Source organism: Mycobacterium sp. E787, assembly GCF_001668725.1.
Lineage (GTDB): Bacteria > Actinomycetota > Actinomycetes > Mycobacteriales > Mycobacteriaceae > Mycobacterium.
This window is the reverse complement of sequence record NZ_LZKL01000055.1, coordinates 193,282-209,471: the sequence shown is the minus strand read 5'-3', so window position 1 is coordinate 209,471 and position 16,190 is coordinate 193,282. Positions and strand designations below refer to the sequence as shown.

The window sequence follows — 16,190 nt, the reverse complement described above, 5'->3', positions numbered from 1 at the left end:
AACTGATGAGTACAACCGACAGCACGTATGTCCTCGGCCACGCCGACGTGGAGGTGCAGCGGCTCCTCCTGCAGGGAAGGCTGTACGACGACTACACCGAGCATGCGCTGCGGCTCGCCGGCCTGCTTCCGGGCATGCGGGTGCTCGATATCGGCAGCGGTCCCGGTGATGTGTCGTTCGTCGCCGCGCGGCTGGTCGGCGCAGGCGGTAGCGTGCTCGGCGTCGACGCCGCGCCCGCGATGGTCGAGCTGGCCCGCGCCCGCGCCGCCGAAAAGGGCCTGGCAACAGTGCGTTTCACCCACGGCGCAATCGACGCGATCACCCTGGACGAACCCGTGGACGCCGTCGTCGGCCGGCTGATCTTGATGCACCTGCCCGACCCTGCCGCCACGCTGCGGCACCTCAGCTCGTTTGTGCGCCCCGGCGGCATCATCGCGTTCTCGGAGATCGACGTCACCTCCGCGCGCTGCGTCCCGGACCTGCCGCTGTTCGACCGGGTGATAGCGGGTATCGCCCGCGCCTTCGGGGCCATGGGGCTCAGCGCGCGGTTCGGCGCCACGTTGCACACCATCTTCGCCGACGCCGGCCTGGGCGTACCGCGGTTGACGCAGGGCACGCCGACCGGCACCGCCGCCGACGCCGACTTACTGGCCTACGCCGCGGAGGTCTGGCGGCTGGTCTCCCCCGTCGCGGAACGAGGGGGCTTCGCCATCGACGAGGTCGCCGACATCGACGATTTCGTGCCACGCTTCCGGGAAGAGGCGCGGGCCGCCGACGCCCTCATCACGATGCCCCCGATCATCACCGCATGGACGAAGGTGCAGAAATGAACGACACCATCGAAGCCCAGTACTCGACCGGCCTGTCGCGCAACAACATCGAACGGGCGCTGCGTTCCGCCGGCAAGGACCTCGAGAGCCTCGCGCCCGCCGACCTGGGCCTGCTCGAGGACTTCCACACGATGGGCCGCTTCGCCACCGCCGAGCTGGTGGGTCTGGCGCGCATCACCGCCGACAGCGAAGTGCTCGACGCCGGCAGCGGAGTCGGCGGCACGGCCCGCTACGTCGCCGACCGCTACGGGTCCCGAGTCACCGCCGTGGATCTCACCGACGAATACTGCGAAACCAATCGCTGGCTCAACCGGCTCGTCGGGCTCGACGACCGGATATCTGTTCGTCAGGCGGACGTCACCGAACTCCCCTTCGCCGACGGCGGTTTTGACGTCGCCGTCAGTCAGCACGTCCAGATGAACGTGGCCGACAAGGTGCGCCTCTACGCCGAAGCGCACCGGGTGCTGAAAGATGGCGGGCGCCTTGCCCTGTGGGACATCACGATTGTTGACGGCCGCGCGCTCGACTATCCCCTGCCGTGGGCCGACCACCCCGCACGCAGCCACCTGGTGACCCCCGGTGAGCTGCGCGCCCTGGTCGAATCCGCCGGATTCGCCGTCGAAGCGTGGAACGACCTCACCGACCAGGCGGCCGCGCTCATGCAGGCCTTGCTGGCCCAGCCCGACAACCCGCTGGGCCTGCAGGCCTTCGTCACCGACTTCCGCCGAAAAGCCGAAAATCTCACCCAGGCCCTGGCCGACGGGCGCCTTCGCGCGATCCAGGCGATTGCGGAAGCGTAAACACCATGCAGATCAACGAGATTACGGACCAGCACTACACGCTGACCTGGAGCCGCGGCCGGGGCGCGGTCGGGTTCCTGCCGCGGTCCGACGGCTCCCGGTTGCGTTACTTCACGACCGGAACCGGCCCGCCGCTGGTCCTGCTCCACACCGTCCGCACACAGCTGGACTACTTCCAGCGCGTCGTGCCCGCGCTGTCGGACGACTTCACGGTGTACGCGCTGGACCTCCCCGGCATGGGATGGTCGGACATCGTCCCCGGCGCGCGTTATGGTGAGCCTGAATTGCGCGGCGCCGTCGTCGAATTCATCACCGAGCTCGACCTGCACAACGCCACGCTGGCGGGTGAGTCGATGGGAGGGGCGCTGGCGCTGTTGGCGTCGATAGAGCTGACCGACAACGTGCGCGGTGTCGTGGCCTTCAACCCCTACGACTATCCGAGCGGCCTCGAACGCGGCAACTGGTTCGCCCGCCTGATCGGTTCCGGCGTCCGCCCGCCCGGGTCGGGACCGATCTTCGCCCGACTGGAAAACCGCATCATCCTCGAAGGCGTGCTGGCCGGCGGCTTCGCCGACCGTCACGCGCTGCCGGAGGACTTCGTCGCCGAGCTGCGGCGAAGCGGCCGCCGGCCCGGCTACCCGAAGGTGAATCGGGCCATCATGCGCAGCCTCGCCGGGTTCATCGAAGCGAAAAGCCGCTACGCGCAGGTGAGTACACCCGTCACGCTGGTGTACAGCGAGCGCGATTGGTCGCGTCCAGCGGAGCGGGACGAGGTCGCTCGCCTACTCGGTGTGCGGGCCATCACGGTGAGCGGTGTAGGCCACTTCTCGGCCCTCGAGCGCCCCGCCGAGATGGTCCGCATCATCCGGCACGCGACCGGTTCATGAACCAAACCCGCGCTGCGTCGCGGCTTCTTCGTGCCCCGGCGGCGTGCCGGCTTCCGGTCCGGCGCGGAGACTAAGTACGCGTGGCCGATTCGATCCGGCCGGCCAGCATCGCCGTCCAGTCGGCAACGAACTCCTCGTCGGGTGTGTCAACTTGTGTGCTGTGGAAGACGATTCGGGTGGCCCGCTTTCCGAGGAGGGCGCTGACGCCGACGATGGCGATCCTTTTGGCTTCGGACTCCTTGACCTTCGGCGCGCACCCGGTGATCCAGTCGGCGAGTTCGCCGTACAGCCCGTCGACGAGCGCGGCATAGGCGTCGTGCAGGCGAGTCGATTGGCCCGCGGGGGCGCGGGCGGCGACTTGGAGGAATTCGCTTTCGCGGTCCAGGACGCTCATGAGGTAGCGGCACAGGAGCATTAGTTCGGTGCGCAGATCACCCTGGCCGGCGAACAGCGCGCTGATGTCGTGCATCGCGCGACGGCGATCGAGTTGGCGGTCGATGCCGGCGGCGAGAAGTGCTTCTTTGGATTTGAAGTGGTTGTACAGCGCGCCGCAGCCGGGCACCAGGCCCGCGGCCTTCTCGATCTGGTTGATGCTGGTCGCGCGGTAGCCCTGTTCGCTGAACAAGCGCATGGCCTCGGTGACCAACCGCTCCTTCGTCGATGTCGACAACCTTGACCGTCCTATATGTGGATGCTTATATTCGGTACAAGGGCACTATATAACACCGGCGCTGGGGCAGGGGAAGGTCGAGATGGCAGACACCGATCGTTCCGTGCCCCGCGGCAGGATGCGCCGCACGATGCCCCTGGCCGGCTTCACCGCCCGCGCCGCCGGCGGCCGCATGGTGGCCGCCCTGCGGGAGAAAGCCGGCGACGCGGGCGCGATCGAGCGATTCCATGAACGAACCGCGGAGCGTTATGCGGACTTGCTCGGCCACTCAAAAGGCGTGCTGATGAAGGCGGGGCAACTGGTTTCGATGGTCGACGCCGCCGCGGTTGGTGCCGGCGAGCTCTCCCCGTATCAAAAGGCGCTGGCGCGGTTGCAGGCCGACGCCCCACCGATGGACTCGACGCTCGCCCGGAAGGTTTTGGAGGACGAGCTCGGCCGGCCCGCCGGGGTGGTCTTCGCCGAGTTCACCGACGAGCCGATGGCGGCCGCCTCCATCGGCCAGGTCCATCGCGCCGTTTTGCATGACGGGCGCCAGGTGGCCGTCAAGCTTCAATATCCCGGTGTCGCGCAGGCGATCCGGGACGACCTCTCCAACACCGAGCTGCTGGCGACCGTATTCCGGTTCGCCGCCGGCGCCGCCAGCGTACTGGGCGCCGCGATGCCCGACATCGACAAGGCCGCTGAAGAGATTTCCGCGCGCATCTCGGAGGAAGTCGACTACCGGCACGAGGCCGCCAATATCGCCGCGTTCAACGAACTTTATCGCGGGCATCCGTTCATCCGGGTTCCCGAAGTGGTTCCGGAGGCCTCGGGAGATCGCGTGCTCACCATGACCTACTTGGACGGATGGGATTGGGCCGCGGCTCAGGACGCCGATCAGACCCTCAAGAACACCTGGGCCGAGGTGATTGCGCGGTTTGCCACCGGCTCCTACCGGCACGCCAACCTGTTCCACGCCGACCCGCACCCCGGCAACTATCGCTTCGGCGCGGACGGCACGGTGGGATTCGTCGACTTCGGCTGCGTGAAGATCCTCCCCGAGCACCTACGCCGCCGGATCGTGGGCATGGTGCACGCCGCTGTGAATCGACGCACGAGCGAGCTACGGGAACTGATGATCGAAAGCGGTTTCCTCACCGCCGATTCGACCCTGAGTGCCGCCGAGGCCTATCAGTGGTGGGAGGGAATCATCTACGAATTGCTGGCACCGCAACCGGCCACCTACAGCGAGGAGGCCTCTGAACGCGCCATCCAGTTTCTGCTCGACGTGCGCGCGGCCGATCACCCCCTGCGCCGCATGGCGGTGCCCCCGGACTTCGTCTTCTTCTCGCGGCTGAACCTTTCGATGAACGCGGTCTTCACCACCCTGCGCGCGGCATTTTATGCACGAGCAATGCTGGACGACATGGACGGCGTGGCCGCCCCGATCACCGAACTGGGCCACCAACACGACGCCTGGGTGCGTGATCGCGGCCTGCCCTACGGAATGGACCACCATGACGACCACTGATGTAGCGGGCGCTCGCCTGCCGTGGGATCCGTCCGATCCCTACCCCTACTACGAGGCGCGTCGCCGCGAGGGCGACGTCGTGTGGGACGACACCGCCCAAGCCTGGCTCGTCCTAGGCTACGACGCTGCGCGCCAGGTGCTGGGGGGAGCCGGATGGACGAGCGATCCACTGGCCAATGCCCTCGTGCGAGCATCGACGGACGCGGTCAGCCATGACTTCATCCGGCGCTCAATGCTTTTCGCCGATGGCGCCGACCATCACCGCTTGCGTGGCTCGGTGCGCGACTGCTTCACCAAATCCTTCGTCGTCGAGCTCACTGCGGGCGTCGAGGCGATCGCCGATGCGCTGATCGGGCAGCGGGCGGCCGGCACGGTGTTCGACTTCATGTCCGAAATCGCCCTGCCCTTGCCGATCACCGTGATCGGCGAATGGCTCAACCTCGACCCGGAGACCTCCCGCCTGTTGCGTGACTTGTCGCCGACCATCATCCGCATGCTGGGGACGCTCGCCGACCCCGACGAGATCGCCTCGGGTACGACCGCCTCGGCCATCCTCATGGCCCAGTTTTTGCCGATGGCCGCCGATCGGCGCGCCCGCCCGGGCGACGACCTGCTGAGCTTCATCGCCGCCGACCCCGAGCTCCTGCTCGACGAGGTAGTCATGACGGCCATCCTCATCGCCGTCGCGGGCCACGAAACAACCGCAAATCTCCTCGGGGCGGGCTTGACGAGGCTGCTGACACCCGGGCCAGACGGGCGACGGATCGCCGACGACGTCGACGCCGCGGATCCGGCGATGGTGACCGAACTCATTCGACTTGACGGACCCGTGCAGTCCACGGTGCGCACCGCCACCACGAACCGCATCGTCGCGGAAGTCGAAATCCTGGCCGGGGACAGCGCTCTGGTCGCCGTCGCGGCAGCGAACCGCGATCCAGCCGTTTTCGACCAGCCCGCTCAATTCCGGCTCGATCGCACCGGGCCCGCCCCCCTGTCGTTCGGGTACGGGGCGCATTACTGCCTCGGCGCCGCGCTCGCGCGACTCGAGCTGACCCAGGCCCTACCGAGAATCCTTAACCGCCAACCCATTCTGGCTGGCGATGTGCGCTGGCGCGACACCCCCGCCGTCCGCGGACCACTGACCGTCCCACTGGTGTTCGGCGCCACGTAGCCGATTTCGACGAAGAGGGATGCGCGTGCGCATATTTGTCGCCGGCGGCACTGGTGCGATAGGCGGCCACGCAGTGCCCGCACTCGTCGGTGGCGGCTCGAGGCTCTACCCGCCGAAAGGGGCGCATGATGAACACTATGGATGAAGTTCTCTTTTTCGACGGCAACTGCGGGATGTGCACGCGCGCGCGCAACGCTCTGCTCCGGTTGAACCGAACCGGCCGATTGCGAACCGAACCGATGCAAAGACCCGGTACCGCCCAACGGCTGGGCGTTTCGACTGAGCGGTTGCTGCAATCCGTTTGGTGGCTGGACCGATCCGGTGCAGTGTTCGCCGGCGCGGAGGCGGTGAACGCGGCACTCTCAGCTGCGCTGGGCACACAACTGCCGCTGCGCGTCTACCGCATACCCGGGATGGGCCCGATACAAGAGGCCGTGTACCGATGGGTGGCCGCCCACCGGTATCGGTTCCGCGGAGTCACACCATTTTGCGAATCCGAGCCAAGCCAGTGCCTTTCCGCCCAGGCGTGGTGACCGCTGCACGACGGGCGTCACCGCTGACCGGGCGCGGTCGCTAGGACGACAACCGTTCGTCCCAGAGTCGGCCCGGGGCCGCCGCTGCGGGCGGCGTCCCGGCACGGGCGAACCGGTAGTGGGTCGCGTCAACTGACGGGACGTGCTCGCTTCGCCACACGGCCGACTCGGCGGAATACCGGGGCCGGGCAGGCTGCGGATGCTGCTGGCGCCTGTCGAAGCGGTCGAGCCGGGGCGTGGGCACCAACCCGGTCAGCATGAGATTCCCGATCTCGCGCGCGATCCTGCCCGCGGTGCGCCGGGTGTCCGCGGCTGCGACGTAGCGGCGGGCGATGGTGAGAAAGTCTTCGGGTTCCACGCCGGCGACATCACGCACGTCGGTGGTCGGGCCGCCCACTTCCCAGCTTCCCAGAGCGGTCTCGGGCAGGTAATGGCGCAACCCGGACTGGAAGAACGTGTCGGCTCCGAGTCGCTTGGCGTTCACGCGCACCGCTCGCAGGAACATCCACGGGGGAATCTCCATGAGCCGGACGCGCCGGCCGAGCGCTTCACCGACCGCGTCGGCGATGTCTTTGCCGGACAACAGCTTTGGCCCGGTCGGTCGGTAGGCCCGTCCGTCATGACGGTGCGGGTCGAGCAATGCGCCCACCGCGACCCGGGCGATGTCCTCGTTGGACGGGGGCGCGTTGAGTCGGCCCCCCGTCGCCGGCATCGGCAGCACCCCGAGTTGGGCCGCTACCGGCAGGACCTGGAAGTAGTTGTCCGCGAAGAAGCCGGGATCGACCGCGACGTGAGCGGTGTCGGGCAGCAGCGCAAACAGCTTGTCGGACAACCACTGTTGGCGCGTCATCAACGACGGATGCTCGGGGCTGGCCAGCCACTGGCCCAGCGCGACCACCGCCTCGACGCCGGCGCTGCGCGCGGCCACGGCAAAGCTGACCGCACTGTCGAGCGCATGCGGGTGGTACGGGGGGTTGAAGAACAGTCGATCCACGCCGTGGACCGCAGCCCGAACCTGTTGAATATCAAGCATATCCGCCACGACGACCTCCGCGCCCAGGGAGCGTAGCCGGGCGCTGCGGCCGTCGTCGCGATGCACCAATGCCCTGGTGGCCACGCCCCGTTCCAGCAATTGGCTCACCACCGCGCCGCCGACCTTTCCCGTGGCGCCGGTGACCAGCACGCGTGCGTTCGTCATTGGAGTTCCCCTTTCGAGATGTGACCAGTGGTTACATCTGCAGTATGGACGGGGATGTGACCGTTGTCAACATTCCGGCGGGCATGAGATTCTGGTGGCATGGGTTCCGACGACGCCGCGCCGGCCGGCAAAAAGGGCTACCACCACGGTGCGTTGCAGTCGGCCCTGATCGAGGCGAGCATCGCCCTGGCCCGCGAGGGCGGGCCCGACCGCGTGATCCTGCGCGAGGCGGCCCGGGCCGCCGGGGTGTCACACTCGGCCGCCTACCGCCACTTCGCGGACCGCGAGGCGCTGTTGGCCGAGGTGTCGCGCTTCGCGCGCCATGAACTCGCCGAGCAGATGCGCCAAAGGGTCAATCGCAGCACCGACCCGCGCAAGAGACTGCGCGCCGTCGGCACCGCCTACATCGACTTCGCGATCTCCGAGCCGGGGCTGTTTCGCACCGCGTTCACCTCGCATCCCGCGACGTCCGCCGAGCCGACCGACGCCACCGCCGACCCCTTCGAGGTTCTCGGCCAGGTGCTCGACGAAGCCCAGGCCGCCGGCCTGCTGGACGCCCGCCGCAGGCAGGGGGCCGAGGTCGCCGCCTGGTCCGCCGTGCACGGCCTGGCCGGCCTGCTCCTCGACGGACCGCTGCCCGCGAGCCCAGCCGCCATCAGATCGTTGCGGGCCCGGGTGCTGGACCTCATCGAGCGCGGTCTGCTGAACGACACCTGAGTCGGCAGCGCAACGACCGGCGATCCCTGGCGGCAGGCATCTCGGCATGGTGGAGTGGGTATCGCACCAAGTAATCGCCCGCCAGCTGAGAGTGAGGTCCGCAGTGAGCCCAACGCTGGGTCTGCCGGAGAAGGTGCGTGCCTGTCTGTTCGACCTCGACGGTGTGCTCACCGACACCGCGAGCGTGCACACCAAGGCGTGGAAGGCCATGTTCGACGCCTACCTGTCCGAACGGGCCGAGCGGACCGGGGAGAAGTTCGTCCCGTTCGACCCGGCCCGCGACTACCGCGAATACGTCGACGGCAAGAAGCGCGAAGACGGGGTCCGGTCGTTTCTGGACAGCCGCGGAATCGAGCTGCCCGACGGCGACCCGGATGACGCCGGCGACAAGGAAACGATCTACGGCCTGGGCAACCGCAAGAACGAGATGTTCCAGAAGGTGCTGCACGACGACGGCGTCGAGGTTTTCGACGGGTCGCGGCGCTACCTGGAGGCGGTCTCGGCCGCGGGCCTGGGCATCGCCGTGGTGTCCTCGAGCGCGAACACCCGCGACGTCCTCGAGATCACCGGCCTGGACCGGTTCGTCCAGCAACGGGTGGACGGCGTCACGCTGCGCGAGGAACACATCGCCGGCAAGCCGGCACCCGACTCCTACCTGCGCGGGGCGGAGCTGCTCGGCGTCAGCGCCGACGCCGCGGCCGTCTTCGAGGACGCACTGTCGGGCGTGCAGGCCGGCCGCGCCGGTAACTTCGGCTACGTGGTGGGCGTCGACCGGGTGGGCCAGGCCGAGGACCTGCGCCGCAACGGCGCCGACGTCGTCGTCACCGATCTGGCCGAGCTGCTGAACCCATGATCACCGAGGAAGAATTTCCCGTCGAACCGTGGCAGGTCCGCGAGACGCGGCTCGACCTGAACCTGCTGGCCCAATCGGAATCGCTGTTCGCCTTGTCCAACGGGCACATCGGGCTGCGCGGCAACCTGGACGAGGGTGAACCGCACGGCCTGCCGGGCACCTACCTGAACTCCTTCTACGAGATCCGGCCGCTGCCGTACGCCGAGGCCGGTTACGGCTACCCCGAGGCCGGCCAGACGATCGTCGACGTCACCAACGGCAAGATCATCCGGCTGCTCGTCGAGGACGAGCCGTTCGACGTCCGCTACGGCGAGTTGCTCTCCCACGAGCGGGTGCTCGACCTGCGCGCCGGGACACTGACCCGTCGCGCGGACTGGCGCTCGCCCAACGGCAAGCAGGTCAGGGTCGTGTCCACCCGCCTGGTCTCCTTGGCCCAGCGCGGCGTCGCGGCCATCGAGTACGTCGTCGAGGCGGTCGAGGAATTCGTGCGCGTGACCGTGCAATCCGAACTGGTCACCAACGAGGACCAGCCGGAGACCTCCGACGACCCGCGGGTGTCGGCGATCCTCGAGCGCCCGCTCGAGGCCGTCGACCACGAAAACACCGAGACCGGAGCGCTTCTCATGCACCGGACCCGGGCCAGTGCCCTGATGATGTCCGCGGCGATGGATCACGAGATCGACGTGCCCGGGCGCGTCGAGTTCAGCACCGACGCCCGCCCGGACCTGGCCCGGACCACCGTGATCTGCGGGCTTCGGGCCGGCCAGAAGCTGCGCATCGTCAAGTACCTGGCATACGGCTGGTCGAGCATGCGCTCCCGACCTGCCCTGCGCGACCAGGCCGCCGCGGCCATCCACAGCGCCCGCTACACCGGCTGGCAGGGATTGCTGGAAGCGCAGCGGTCCTACCTCGACAACTTCTGGGAGAACGCGGACGTCGAGGTCGAAGGCGACCCCGAATCCCAGCAGGCCGTGCGGTTCGGGATGTTCCACCTGCTGCAGGCCAGCGCCCGCGCCGAACGCCGCGCCATCGCCGCCAAGGGGCTCACCGGAACCGGCTACGACGGCCACGCCTTCTGGGACACCGAGGCCTACGTGCTGCCGGTGCTCACCTACACCGCGCCGCACGCCGCCGCCGACGCGTTGCGCTGGCGCGCGTCGACGCTGGAACTGGCCAAGGAGCGCGCGGCCGAACTCGGCCTGGACGGGGCCAGCTTCCCGTGGCGAACGATCCGCGGGCAGGAGTGCTCGGCGTACTGGCCGGCCGGCACGGCGGCCTGGCACATCAACGCCGACGTCGCGATGGCCTTCGAGCGCTACCGCGTCGTCACCGGAGACCACGACCTGGAGCGGGACTGCGGCCTGAAGGTACTGGTCGAGACCGCCCGGCTGTGGATGTCGCTCGGGCACCATGACCGGCACGGCGTCTGGCACCTCGACGGGGTCACAGGACCCGACGAATACACGGCGATCGTCCGCGACAACGTCTTCACGAACCTGATGGCGGCGCACAACCTGGTGACCGCGGCCGACGCGTGCAACCGCCACCCCGAGCAGGCGGCGGCGCTGGAAGTCACCACCGAGGAGGCGGCCTCCTGGCGCGACGCGGCCGACGCCGTCAACATCCCGTACGACGCCGAACTGGGCGTCCACCAGCAGTGCGAGGGATTCACCACCTTCGCCGAATGGGATTTCCAGAAGAACACCACCTATCCCCTGTTGCTGCACGAGGCCTACGTGCGGCTCTATCCGGCCCAGGTGATCAAACAGGCCGACCTCGTGCTGGCGATGCAGTGGCAGAGCCACGCCTTCACGCCGGAACAGAAGGCCCGCAACGTCGACTACTACGAACGGCGCACGGTGCGCGACTCGTCGCTGTCGGCCTGCACGCAAGCCGTGATGTGCGCCGAGGTCGGGCATTTGGAGCTGGCCCACGACTACGCCTACGAGGCCGCGCTGATCGACTTGCGCGACCTGCACCACAACACCCGCGACGGATTGCACATGGCCTCGCTGGCCGGGGCCTGGATGACGCTGGTGGCGGGGTTCGGCGGCCTGCGCGATGACGAGGGCATCCTGTCACTGGATCCCCAACTGCCCGACGGCATTTCGCGCCTCCGGTTCCGCCTGCGCTGGCAAGAGTTCCGGCTGACCGTCGACGTCAACCACTCCGAGGTCACCTACGCGGTGGACGACGGGCCCGATCACGAGCTCACCCTCCGGCACTCCGGCGAACAACTGACGCTGAAGACCGATTCGCCGACGACCGTCGCCGTGCGCGTCCGCAAGCCGCTGCTGCCGCTGCCGCAGCAACCGCCGGGTCGCGAGCCGATGCACCGGCGCGCCCTGGCCCGAACTCAATGAGGTTCGACGATCCGGCCCATCTCGGCGACGACCGCCTGCCGTAGGTCGGCCTCCGTCAGGTCCTCGATGCCGACCGCCGAACGCAGGAACGGCGCGAACAGCCGCCAACCGAACTGCAGCGCAAAGGCATTCGCGACCGCCAGGCGCGCGCTGAGGTCGCCCTCGGGGCCGGGGCCGTGGTGGGGACGAATGTCGTCGTACAGCTGCGAGGCGCCCGGAAACCGGGACTGCAACTTGCCCGCGGGGTAGCCGTCGAGCAGCGTGCGTGCCATCACCCGCAGGTGTCGGTCCAACGCTCGCTCCGCCTCCTCGGGGGTCGGGTCGCTCTGCAGCAACGCCGTCGTGGTCGCGCCGAGGTGATCGAGCACCGCGCCGACGAGCTTGTCCTTGGTGCCGAAGTGGCGAAACACCAACCCGTGGTTGACCTTTGACCGGGCGCCGATGTCGCGGATCGACGTCGCGGCCGGGCCCCGCTCGGCGAACAGGTCGGTGGCGGCCTCCAGGATGGCGGCGCCCACCTGTTCCCGGCCGGTCGGCGCTCCCTGCCCGGTGAGGGCTCCCTGCCCGGCGGAATTTGTCCCAGCGGCCCTTGCCGAACGCGTAGTCATATGACTACACTAACCCATGTAGTCAGTTGACTACAGCGAACTTGACCGAAGGACGGAAGAAATGACCGACTCCATCACCGTCACCAAGCTGGGCAGCCGGATCGGCGCCCGACTCGACGGCGTGCGCCTCGGCGGCGACCTCGACCGGGGCACCCTCGACGAGATCCACCGGGCACTGGTGACCCACAAGGTGATCTTCTTCCGCGGACAGGACCATCTCGACGACGAGCAACAGCTCGCCTTCGCCCGGCTGCTGGGCACCCCGATCGGCCACCCGGCCGCGGCGTTCCTCGCCGGCAAGGACGCACCGGTCATCACCCCGATCAACTCCGAATACGGCAAGGCCAACCGCTGGCACACCGACGTCACGTTCGCGGCCAACTACCCGGCGGCGTCGATCCTGCGCGCGGTCACCCTGCCCAGCTATGGCGGCTCGACCCTGTGGGCGTCGACGGCGGCCGCCTACGAGCAGCTGCCCGAGCCGCTGAAGTGCCTCGTCGAAAACCTCTGGGCGCTGCACACCAACCGGTATGACTACGTGAACGCCGAACAGCTCACCGACGCGCAGCGGGCGTTCCGGCAGGCCTTCGAGAAAAAGGAGTTCCAGACCGAGCACCCCGTGGTGCGCGTGCACCCGGAAACCGGTGAGCGGACGCTGGTGCTGGGAGATTTCGTGCGCGGTTTCACCGGGCTGGACAGCTACGAATCGAGCATGCTGTTCGATCTGCTGCAGCGTCGAATCACCATGCCCGAGAACACCATTCGCTGGAGCTGGGCGTACGGCGACGTCGCGATCTGGGACAACCGGGCGACCCAGCACCGGGCGATCGACGACTACGACGGCCAGCGTCGGCTGATGCACCGGGTGACGCTGATGGGTGACGTGCCGGTCAACGTGCACGGGCAACGCAGCCGCGTCGTCAGCGGTGCCCCGCTCGACGCGCTCGCGAGCTGACCTGCAGGGGTGGTGACGACCCGCAGCGCCCGGTCCCCCGCAAGCGGGAGGTGCCCCCAACGCGCGCCTCGCGATCGTCACGGCCGTCAGCCCGCGCTGCTCACCGGGTCGATCGGTAGCCAGCGCAACGCGCCGGGCGCGTGCGCCGGGACCACCGGACGCTCGGGCGGGATCGGATTCAGCCGGCGGTAGGCGTCGCCCTGCAGCGGCCGGACGTCGTTCTGGCCCCTGTTCGGCCAGAGCGACGCGGCCCGCTCGGCCTGTGCGGTGATGGACAGCGACGGGTTGACGCCCAGGTTCGCCGAGATCGCCGCGCCGTCCACCACGAACAGCGTGGGGTAGCCGTAGACCCGGTGGTACGGGTCGATGACGCCGTGTTCGGGGCTGTCGCCGATCACCGCGCCGCCGAGGAAGTGGGCGGTCAGCGGGATGTTGAACAACTCGCCCCAGGTGCCGCCGGCCACGCCGTCGATCTTCGCGGCGATGCGCCGGGTGACCTCGTTGCCGACCGGGATCCACGACGGGTTCGGCTGGCCGTGCCCCTGCTTGCTGGAGTACCAGCGGATTCCGAGCTTGCCGCGCTTGGTGAACGTCGTGATCGAGTTGTCCAGGTGCTGCATCACCAGCGCGATCACCGTGCGCTCGCTCCACTGGCGCACGTTGATCATCCGCAGGATGCCGCGCGGGTCCTCCCGGCCCTGCTGTAGCAACTGCTTCCAGCGCGGCACGTAGTCTTCATCGGGCCCCTCCGCCCCGGGGCCGTCGGTCATCAGCGTCTGCAGCAGCCCCATCGCGTTGGAGCCCTTGCCGTAGCGGACGGGCTCGATGTGGGTGTCCGACGTCGGGTGGATCGACGACGTGATCGCCACCCCGTGCGTCAGGTCCAGCTCGGGCAGCACCTCGAGCGTGGCGGCCCCGACGATCGACTCGGAGTTGGTCCGGGTCAGCACGCCGAGGCGCTTCGAGAGGCGGGGCAGCTTGCCCTTGTCGCGCATGTTGAACAGCAGGTGCTGCGTGCCCCAGGTGCCGGCGGCCAGGATCAGGTTTTCCGCGGTGAAGGTGCGCCGGTCGCGCCGCAGCCAACTCCCGGTGCGCACGGTGTGGACCTCCCACAGGCCGTCGGGACGCTGCTCGAAGCTCTTCACCGTGGTCATCGGAATGACTTGCGCGCCATGGGATTCGGCGAGGCCGAGGTAGTTCTTCACGAGGGTGTTCTTGGCCCCGTAGCGGCAGCCGGTCATGCAGCAGCCGCATTCCAGGCAGCCGGTGCGGTCGGGCCCGGCCCCGCCGAAATACGGGTCGGGCACGGTCTTGCCCGGCGCCTTGGTGCCGTCCGGGCCGAAGAACACCCCCACCGGCGTCGGCACCCAGGTGTCGCCGCAGCCCATCTCGTCGGCGACTTCCTTGACCAGGCGGTCGGCGTCGGTGAACGTCGGGTTCTCGACGACGCCCAGCATCCGCTGCGCCTGTTCGTAGTGCGGCGCCAGCTCGTCACGCCAGTCGGTGATGTGGGCCCACTGCGGGTCTTTGAAGAACGGCTCCGGCGGCACGTACAAGGTGTTGGCGTAGTTGAGCGAACCGCCGCCCACGCCGGCGCCGGCCAGGATCATCACGTTGCGCAGCGGGTGGATCCGCTGGATGCCGTAGCAACCCAACTTGGGCGCCCACAAAAACTTGCGCAGGTCCCAGGAGGTCTCGGCGAATTCCTGGTCGGAGAAGCGGCGGCCAGCCTCCAGCACCCCCACGCGGTAGCCCTTTTCCGTCAGCCGCAGCGCGCTGACGCTGCCACCGAACCCCGAACCGATGATCAGGACGTCGTAATCCGGCTTCATGGCAACCAGTATGGCCGTACCCGCCGGTAACTAACCAGGGGCCTCGAGCACCGAGCCGTTGGCACGAGCGTGAAGCTGGCCGCACACTGGGAGCCGAGCGTGAAGCTGGCCGCACGTTCGGCCGCCGAAACTCAGCTACCGACCGTCAGGCCGACCTTCTGGAACTCCTTGAGGTCGCAATAGCCGGCCTTGGCCATCGACCGGCGCAGGCCGCCGACCAGATTCAGGCTGCCGAACGGATCGTCGGACGGGCCGCCCAGGACCTGCCGCAGCGGCGGGCGCTCGCCCACGGCGATCTGCAGCAGCGCCCCGCGCGGCAGCGACGGGTGCGCCGCCGCGGCCGGCCAGAACCACCCGCCGCCGAGCGCCTCGGCGGCCTCGGCCAGCGGCGTGCCCAGCATCACCGCGTCGGCGCCGCACGCGATGGCCTTGGCCAGCTCGCCGGAGGTGTGGATGTCGCCGTCGGCCAGCACGTGCACATACCGGCCGCCGGTCTCGTCGAGATATTCGCGGCGTGCGGCGGCGGCGTCGGCGATCGCGGTGGCCATCGGCACGCTGATGCCCAGCACCTCGTCGCTGGTGGTCACGCCGCGGGTGGAGCCGTAGCCGACGATGACCCCGGCGGCGCCGGTGCGCATCAGGTGCAGCGCCGTCCGGTGATCCAGCACCCCACCGGCGACCACGGGGATGTCGAGCTCGGAGATGAAGGTCTTCAGGTTCAGCGGCTCACCGTCGCTGGCGACCCGTTCGGCCGAGACGATGGTGCCCTGGATGGCCAGGAGGTCGATCCCGGCCTGCAGCAGCGCCGGGGTCAGCGCCTGCGCGTTTTGCGGGCTGACCCGGACGGCGGTGGTCACGCCGGCCTCGCGGATGCGGGCGACCGCCGAGCCCAGCAGGTCCGGGTCGAGCGGCGCGGCGTGCAGCTCCTGCAGCAACCGGATCGCCGCCGACGGTTCCGGCTCCTTCTCGGCGGCCTCGAGCAGTTGGGCGATCTTCGCCTCGACGTCGGCGTGCCGGCCGATCAGCCCCTCGCCGTTGAGCACGCCCAACCCGCCGAGCCGGCCCAGCTCGATGGCGAACTCCGGCGACACCAGCGCGTCGGTCGGATGCGCGATGACCGGGATCTCGAACCGGTAGGCGTCCAGCTGCCAGGCCGTCGACACGTCCTGCGACGAGCGGGTGCGCCGCGACGGCACGATGCTGATCTCGGACAGTTCATAGGTGCGACGGGCGTTGCGGCCCATCCCGATCTCGACCATGGCC

The 16,190-nt window shown here is 68.8% G+C and carries 15 protein-coding genes; 10 read left to right on the top strand and 5 right to left on the bottom strand.

Going from position 1 to position 16,190, the window contains the following annotated elements; translation table 11 throughout:
* Positions 1–5: 5 nt before the first annotated feature.
* The 3 genes from A5705_RS12080 to A5705_RS12070 are packed head-to-tail and all read left to right on the top strand — an operon-like array spanning position 6 to position 2,517.
* A complete protein-coding gene (locus A5705_RS12080; protein ID WP_068277698.1) occupies positions 6–830 on the top strand; it encodes a class I SAM-dependent methyltransferase in 825 nt (274 codons plus the stop codon).
* Positions 827–1,630, top strand: coding sequence for a class I SAM-dependent methyltransferase (locus tag A5705_RS12075; protein WP_068277695.1), 804 nt, complete (start codon positions 827–829; stop codon positions 1,628–1,630). The genes A5705_RS12080 and A5705_RS12075 overlap by 4 nt, the downstream gene beginning before the upstream one ends.
* A gap of 5 nt (positions 1,631–1,635) precedes the next feature.
* Positions 1,636–2,517 carry an alpha/beta fold hydrolase gene (locus A5705_RS12070; RefSeq protein WP_068277694.1) on the top strand — a complete coding sequence of 294 codons (882 nt, stop codon included), beginning with the start codon at positions 1,636–1,638 and terminating at the stop codon, positions 2,515–2,517.
* Between the two features lie 70 nt (positions 2,518–2,587).
* Here the strand turns inward: A5705_RS12070 and A5705_RS12065 are convergent, their stop codons facing one another.
* Positions 2,588–3,148 carry a TetR/AcrR family transcriptional regulator gene (locus A5705_RS12065; RefSeq protein ID WP_068277725.1) on the bottom strand — a complete coding sequence of 187 codons (561 nt, stop codon included), beginning with the start codon at positions 3,146–3,148 and terminating at the stop codon, positions 2,588–2,590.
* A gap of 121 nt (positions 3,149–3,269) precedes the next feature.
* Here A5705_RS12065 and A5705_RS12060 point away from each other — a divergent pair, with 121 nt between their 5' ends.
* The 3 genes from A5705_RS12060 to A5705_RS27155 all read left to right on the top strand — a co-directional run bounded on the left by A5705_RS12060 (position 3,270) and on the right by A5705_RS27155 (position 6,401).
* A complete protein-coding gene (locus A5705_RS12060; protein WP_082956430.1) occupies positions 3,270–4,697 on the top strand; it encodes an AarF/ABC1/UbiB kinase family protein in 1,428 nt (475 codons plus the stop codon).
* A complete protein-coding gene (locus A5705_RS12055) occupies positions 4,684–5,868 on the top strand; it encodes a cytochrome P450 (RefSeq protein ID WP_068277691.1) in 1,185 nt (394 codons plus the stop codon). Before A5705_RS12060 ends, A5705_RS12055 begins: the two co-directional genes overlap by 14 nt.
* Before the next feature lie 125 nt (positions 5,869–5,993).
* Positions 5,994–6,401, top strand: coding sequence for a thiol-disulfide oxidoreductase DCC family protein (locus tag A5705_RS27155; RefSeq protein ID WP_369829597.1), 408 nt, complete (start codon positions 5,994–5,996; stop codon positions 6,399–6,401).
* Between the two features lie 40 nt (positions 6,402–6,441).
* Here A5705_RS27155 and A5705_RS12050 read toward each other — a convergent pair whose 3' ends face one another.
* A complete protein-coding gene (locus A5705_RS12050; protein WP_068277687.1) occupies positions 6,442–7,599 on the bottom strand; it encodes an NmrA family NAD(P)-binding protein in 1,158 nt (385 codons plus the stop codon).
* Positions 7,600–7,698: 99 nt separating this feature from the next.
* On the opposite strand from A5705_RS12050, the gene A5705_RS12045 reads away from it, so the two are divergent.
* Genes A5705_RS12045 through A5705_RS12035 form a run of 3 tightly spaced genes read left to right on the top strand, consistent with a single transcriptional unit; the run spans position 7,699 to position 11,532 of the window.
* On the top strand, positions 7,699–8,316 hold the full coding sequence (locus A5705_RS12045; RefSeq protein WP_068277684.1) for a TetR/AcrR family transcriptional regulator: 618 nt from the start codon (positions 7,699–7,701) through the stop codon (positions 8,314–8,316).
* Positions 8,317–8,362: 46 nt separating this feature from the next.
* Positions 8,363–9,169 (top strand): beta-phosphoglucomutase family hydrolase, encoded by an 807-nt coding sequence (locus A5705_RS12040; protein WP_082956428.1) that lies wholly within the window; start codon positions 8,363–8,365, stop codon positions 9,167–9,169.
* A complete protein-coding gene (locus tag A5705_RS12035) occupies positions 9,166–11,532 on the top strand; it encodes a glycoside hydrolase family 65 protein (protein ID WP_068277679.1) in 2,367 nt (788 codons plus the stop codon). The genes A5705_RS12040 and A5705_RS12035 overlap by 4 nt, the downstream gene beginning before the upstream one ends.
* Here A5705_RS12035 and A5705_RS12030 read toward each other — a convergent pair.
* Positions 11,526–12,140, bottom strand: coding sequence for a TetR/AcrR family transcriptional regulator (locus tag A5705_RS12030; RefSeq protein WP_082956427.1), 615 nt, complete (start codon positions 12,138–12,140; stop codon positions 11,526–11,528). The genes A5705_RS12035 and A5705_RS12030 overlap by 7 nt on opposite strands.
* A 61-nt stretch (positions 12,141–12,201) precedes the next feature.
* Between A5705_RS12030 and A5705_RS12025 the strand changes: the two genes are divergently transcribed.
* Positions 12,202–13,095: a TauD/TfdA family dioxygenase gene (locus A5705_RS12025; protein WP_068277677.1), complete on the top strand. Its 894-nt coding sequence runs from the start codon at positions 12,202–12,204 to the stop codon at positions 13,093–13,095.
* Positions 13,096–13,181: 86 nt separating this feature from the next.
* On the opposite strand, the gene A5705_RS12020 is transcribed toward A5705_RS12025, so the two are convergent.
* Together A5705_RS12020 and A5705_RS12015 are read right to left on the bottom strand one after the other, a co-directional pair.
* Positions 13,182–14,927: a GMC oxidoreductase gene (locus A5705_RS12020; RefSeq protein WP_068277675.1), complete on the bottom strand. Its 1,746-nt coding sequence runs from the start codon at positions 14,925–14,927 to the stop codon at positions 13,182–13,184.
* A 131-nt stretch (positions 14,928–15,058) separates the two neighbouring features.
* Entirely contained in the window at positions 15,059–16,186 is a 1,128-nt protein-coding gene (locus tag A5705_RS12015) for a GuaB3 family IMP dehydrogenase-related protein (RefSeq protein ID WP_068277719.1), read from the bottom strand.
* Positions 16,187–16,190 lie beyond the last annotated feature (4 nt).

Bases quoted from the DNA above. Each gene is read 5' to 3' on its own strand.
- A5705_RS12020 (WP_068277675.1), bottom strand. From the start codon at position 14,927: ATGAAGCCGGATTACGACGTCCTGATCATCGGTTCGGGGTTCGGTGGC.
- A5705_RS27155 (WP_369829597.1), top strand. From the start codon at position 5,994: ATGATGAACACTATGGATGAAGTTCTCTTTTTCGACGGCAACTGCGGG.
- A5705_RS12035 (WP_068277679.1), top strand. From the start codon at position 9,166: ATGATCACCGAGGAAGAATTTCCCGTCGAACCGTGGCAGGTCCGCGAG.
- A5705_RS12060 (WP_082956430.1), top strand. From the start codon at position 3,270: ATGGCAGACACCGATCGTTCCGTGCCCCGCGGCAGGATGCGCCGCACG.
- A5705_RS12070 (WP_068277694.1), top strand. From the start codon at position 1,636: ATGCAGATCAACGAGATTACGGACCAGCACTACACGCTGACCTGGAGC.
- A5705_RS12055 (WP_068277691.1), top strand. From the start codon at position 4,684: ATGACGACCACTGATGTAGCGGGCGCTCGCCTGCCGTGGGATCCGTCC.
- A5705_RS12045 (WP_068277684.1), top strand. From the start codon at position 7,699: ATGGGTTCCGACGACGCCGCGCCGGCCGGCAAAAAGGGCTACCACCAC.
- A5705_RS12040 (WP_082956428.1), top strand. From the start codon at position 8,363: ATGGTGGAGTGGGTATCGCACCAAGTAATCGCCCGCCAGCTGAGAGTG.
- A5705_RS12025 (WP_068277677.1), top strand. From the start codon at position 12,202: ATGACCGACTCCATCACCGTCACCAAGCTGGGCAGCCGGATCGGCGCC.
- A5705_RS12050 (WP_068277687.1), bottom strand. From the start codon at position 7,599: ATGACGAACGCACGCGTGCTGGTCACCGGCGCCACGGGAAAGGTCGGC.
- A5705_RS12015 (WP_068277719.1), bottom strand. From the start codon at position 16,186: ATGGTCGAGATCGGGATGGGCCGCAACGCCCGTCGCACCTATGAACTG.
- A5705_RS12030 (WP_082956427.1), bottom strand. From the start codon at position 12,140: ATGACTACGCGTTCGGCAAGGGCCGCTGGGACAAATTCCGCCGGGCAG.
- A5705_RS12075 (WP_068277695.1), top strand. From the start codon at position 827: ATGAACGACACCATCGAAGCCCAGTACTCGACCGGCCTGTCGCGCAAC.
- A5705_RS12065 (WP_068277725.1), bottom strand. From the start codon at position 3,148: ATGCGCTTGTTCAGCGAACAGGGCTACCGCGCGACCAGCATCAACCAG.
- A5705_RS12080 (WP_068277698.1), top strand. From the start codon at position 6: ATGAGTACAACCGACAGCACGTATGTCCTCGGCCACGCCGACGTGGAG.